Origin of the sequence: Nocardioides sp., from assembly GCF_034670285.1 — a bacterium.
In the GTDB taxonomy this organism is placed as follows: Bacteria; Actinomycetota; Actinomycetes; order Propionibacteriales; family Nocardioidaceae; genus Nocardioides.
Genome location: NZ_JAXMNS010000379.1, coordinates 1 through 3,656 on the forward strand (window position 1 = coordinate 1; position 3,656 = coordinate 3,656).

Consider the following 3,656-nt stretch of genomic DNA (forward strand, 5'->3'; position numbering starts at 1 on the left):
GGGACTAGCCGCTGATGCTGTTCGGCTTCTCGCCGGTCACCACGAACACCACGCGGTTGGCGACCGACACGGCGTGGTCGGCGATGCGCTCGTAGTAGCGGCCGAGCAGCGCGATGTCGACGGCGGCCTCGACCCCGTGGGTCCAGTCGTCGGAGAGCATCTCGGTGAAGTTGGCCCGGCGCAGCTGGTCCATCTCGTCGTCGTCCTCGCGCAGGCTCGAGGCCTCGTCGAGGTCGCGGCTGAGGATGATCGTGGTGAGTCGACCGACCATGTCCTCGGCCACGTGGGCCATCCGAGCCACGGTCGGGCGGATGTCCTCGGGCACGGCCACGTCGGGCACGCGCAGTCGCGCGATTTTGGCGACGTGCACCGAGAGGTCACCCATCCGCTCGAGCTCGGTGACCATCCGCAGCGCGGCGACCACGCTGCGGAGGTCGCCGGCGACCGGCTGCTGGAGGGAGAGCAGCTCGAAGGCCGACTCCTCCACGGCCTCGCGGGCGAGGTCGATGTGGACATCGGCACTGATGACGCTCTCGGCGACGCCGGCGTCTCCGCTCATCAGGGCCTCGGACGCCTGGCCGACAGCGGTCTCCACCAACCGGCAGATGGCTGCCATGTCGACGAAGATCCGGTCGAGCTGCTCATGAAACTTTTCGCGCATGGCCCGACTCTAGGCCTGGCCCGGACCCGCCGCGAAGCGAGGGAGTGAACACGGGATGAACAGGCCATGCCCACACCGGTGTCAGGCGAATCCCGCGCGAGGTTCACCGTACGATCCGACTGTGGATCCGACCTGGCAGGTGCTGCTCGCGGCTCTTCTCGGGGCACTCGTCGCCGGAGGGGCCGTGCTGGCCTGGCACGTCAGCGACCGGCAGCGACGCTGGCAGCCGGTGCTCGACGAGCCGGCCGTGCCGGCCTCGGTCGCCGCGGTGCTCTCGGTCCTGCGGAGCAGCGCCGTGATCATCGACGACTCCGACGTCGTCCTGAAGGCCTCGGCGCCGGCGTACGCCATGGCGCTGGTGCGCGGCACCTCCCTGGTCTCCGACGAGCTCGCCGCCCTGGTCACCGAGGTGCGTCGCGACGGGCAGATCCGCGAGACCGAGCTGGTGATGCCCCGCAAGAACGCCCCCTCGCGCCACGTCACCGTGCGGGTCGCCCCGCTCGGATCGCGGCTGGTGCTGGCGCTGGTCGAGGACCGCACCCGCGAGCGCCGCGTCGAGCACGTACGACGCGACTTCGTCGCCAACGTCAGCCACGAGCTCAAGACACCGGTGGGCGCCATCCGGCTGCTCGCGGACGCCGTACGCGAGGCCTCCGACGACCCTGCGGCGGTCGCGCTCTTCTCCGACCGGATGCTCATCGAGAGCGACCGGCTCACGCGCCTGGTCCAGCAGGTCATCGAGCTGTCGCGACTTCAGGGCGACGAGCCGATCGAGTCGCCGCTGCCGATCTCGCTCGACCACGTCATCTCGCTGGCCATCGACACCAGCGCGATCGACGCGGCAGCCAAGGGCATCTCGGTGGTCTCGGGCGGCGAGAACGACCTCCGGCTGCTGGGCAACGAGGAGCAGATCACCACCGCTGTCGCCAACCTCGTGGCCAACGCCGTCCACTACTCCGACGACGACTCCACCGTGCTCGTCACGACCAAGGGCGTCGACGGGTTCGTCGAGATCAGCGTCGTCGACCAGGGCATCGGCATCCCCTCGGTCGAGATCGACCGGATCTTCGAGCGGTTCTACCGCGTCGACCCGGCTCGCCACCGCTCCACCGGCGGCACCGGACTGGGTCTGTCGATCGTCAAGCACGTCGCCGCCACCCACGGTGGCGACGTGCGCGTCTGGTCGGTCGAGGGGCAGGGCTCGACCTTTACCTTGACGCTTCCCCGTTCTGAGGCCCGCACCACCACCCCCACGGCAGCATCAACCAGCGAGACGCCGACGGCGTACGCGAACGAGCAGGAGGAACGACCATGACGCGGGTACTCGTCGTCGAGGACGAAGTGAGCTACAGCGAGGCGCTGGCCTACATGCTGCGCAAGGAGGGCTTCGAGGTCGCGATCGCCGCCGACGGCCACGCGGCGCTGGTCGAGTTCGACCGCAACGGCGCCGACATCGTGCTGCTCGACCTGATGCTGCCGGGCATCCCCGGCACCGAGGTGTGCCGCACCATCCGTCAGACCTCTAACGTGCCGGTGATCATGGTCAGCGCCAAGGACGACGAGGTCGACAAGGTCGTCGGCCTCGAGCTCGGTGCCGACGACTACGTCACCAAGCCCTACTCCCCGCGCGAGCTGGTTGCCCGCATCCGCGCGGTCCTGCGCCGAGGCCAGGACACCGACCTGCTGCCCGACACCCTCGAGGCCGGTCCGATCCGGATGGACGTCGAGCGGCACGTGGTGACCGTCGACGGCCACGAGCAGCGACTGCCGCTCAAGGAGTTCGAGCTGCTCGAGATGTTCCTGCGCAACCCCGGGCGCGTGCTCACCCGTGGCCAGCTCATCGACCGGGTCTGGGGCTCCGACTACGTCGGCGACACCAAAACCCTCGACGTCCACGTCAAGCGCCTGCGCGCCAAGCTCGAGCCCGACCCGGGCGAGCCGAAGTACCTCGTCACCGTGCGCGGGCTGGGGTACAAGCTGGACCTCTGAGCCACTTCGGGCCCCGAACCCTCAGGACCCGAGGTCGGCGAGCCGATACCTGTGTCGGACCCACTCGCGACCCAAGGGAGGTCACGCGCCACATGCTGATGGTTCTGGCCCTGCTCACCCTCATCCTCACGGCGGCGCTGGTACTCCTGGTGAGCCGCCGGCGCGCCGAGGAGGCCCTCCACCCTCTGGAGCGGGCCGTCGCCCGCCCCGACGACCTCGTCAGCGCCCTCGTCGTCGAGCTCGCTGTGACCCCCGAGGTGGTCAAGCGACGTCGGCAGCAGGCGTCACCCGCGGCTGCTCCGGCCGAACCGGTCACGCCGGCACCGCAAGACGGCGCCCCGCCGCCGTCGACACCGACCCCCACCCCTGCTCCTGCCCCGGCGCGGCACGCCGCCCGCGAGCCCGCGGCGGGTGTCAGCCCGGTCGAGCGAGAGCGCCGCAGCCCTTACGCCTCGGGCGCGGTGCGCGGCCGCCGGATCGCGCTGCCCGACGACGACGTCGACTTCGACATCAGCTGGCGACCCAACGAGTCCTCGGTCGCGACCACCCACGGCGCCCCGCCCCTGGCCCGGATCATGGAGGTCGGCTCGACCGGCCGAATCCAGGTCGGCGATGACGAGGCCGTCACCTGGCAGCAGCAGAGCGGCTGACCACGCGCCAGCTCCGCCGTACGCCGTCCCTCCAGTCGGGCGACCCGGCTGCCGATGATGAGGTCGACCGCCGCCGTCCAGCCGGGCCCGGCGCCCAGAACAGAACGGAACGACCCGTGAGCCAGGACAAGCCCACCCTCACCGCCGAGCCCGTCGTCGTCACCAGTGCGTGGCCGTGGCGCGGCAGCGAGCAGCGCATGATCGTCGCGACAGCCGCCATGGGCCTGGGTCTCGCCGTCTGGCTGCAGGGGTGGTGGTGGATCGCGGCCGCCGTCGGGCTCGGCTGCGCGTTCTGGCTCTACCGGGTCGGCGACTACCGCAAGCAGCGCTCGCTGGTCACCGTCACCATCAGCTCC

At 70.7% G+C, this 3,656-nt stretch carries 5 protein-coding genes; 4 read left to right on the forward strand and 1 reads right to left on the reverse strand.

Annotated elements, in window-relative coordinates; genetic code table 11:
* Window positions 1–4: 4 nt before the first annotated feature.
* On the reverse strand, window positions 5–661 hold the full coding sequence (gene phoU, locus VOI19_RS16180) for a phosphate signaling complex protein PhoU (protein WP_323793995.1): 657 nt from the start codon (window positions 659–661) through the stop codon (window positions 5–7).
* 121 nt (window positions 662–782) lie between these two features.
* Here phoU and VOI19_RS16185 point away from each other — a divergent pair, with 121 nt between their 5' ends.
* The 4 genes from VOI19_RS16185 to VOI19_RS16200 form a co-directional block, all read left to right on the forward strand.
* Complete coding sequence (locus tag VOI19_RS16185; protein WP_323793996.1) at window positions 783–1,976, forward strand: sensor histidine kinase; 1,194 nt, start codon at window positions 783–785, stop codon at window positions 1,974–1,976.
* Complete coding sequence (locus VOI19_RS16190) at window positions 1,973–2,650, forward strand: response regulator transcription factor (RefSeq protein ID WP_323793997.1); 678 nt, start codon at window positions 1,973–1,975, stop codon at window positions 2,648–2,650. Before VOI19_RS16185 ends, VOI19_RS16190 begins: the two co-directional genes overlap by 4 nt.
* Before the next feature lie 92 nt (window positions 2,651–2,742).
* A complete protein-coding gene (locus tag VOI19_RS16195) occupies window positions 2,743–3,300 on the forward strand; it encodes a hypothetical protein (RefSeq protein WP_323793998.1) in 558 nt (185 codons plus the stop codon).
* Window positions 3,301–3,416: 116 nt separating this feature from the next.
* Window positions 3,417–3,656: hypothetical protein (locus VOI19_RS16200; RefSeq protein ID WP_323793999.1), on the forward strand; the 240-nt coding region annotated here is incomplete at its 3' end.

Excerpts from the sequence above, each read along its gene's own strand:
- phoU (WP_323793995.1), bottom strand. The coding sequence starts at position 661 with ATGCGCGAAAAGTTTCATGAGCAGCTCGACCGGATCTTCGTCGACATG.
- VOI19_RS16190 (WP_323793997.1), top strand. The coding sequence starts at position 1,973 with ATGACGCGGGTACTCGTCGTCGAGGACGAAGTGAGCTACAGCGAGGCG.
- VOI19_RS16195 (WP_323793998.1), top strand. The coding sequence starts at position 2,743 with ATGCTGATGGTTCTGGCCCTGCTCACCCTCATCCTCACGGCGGCGCTG.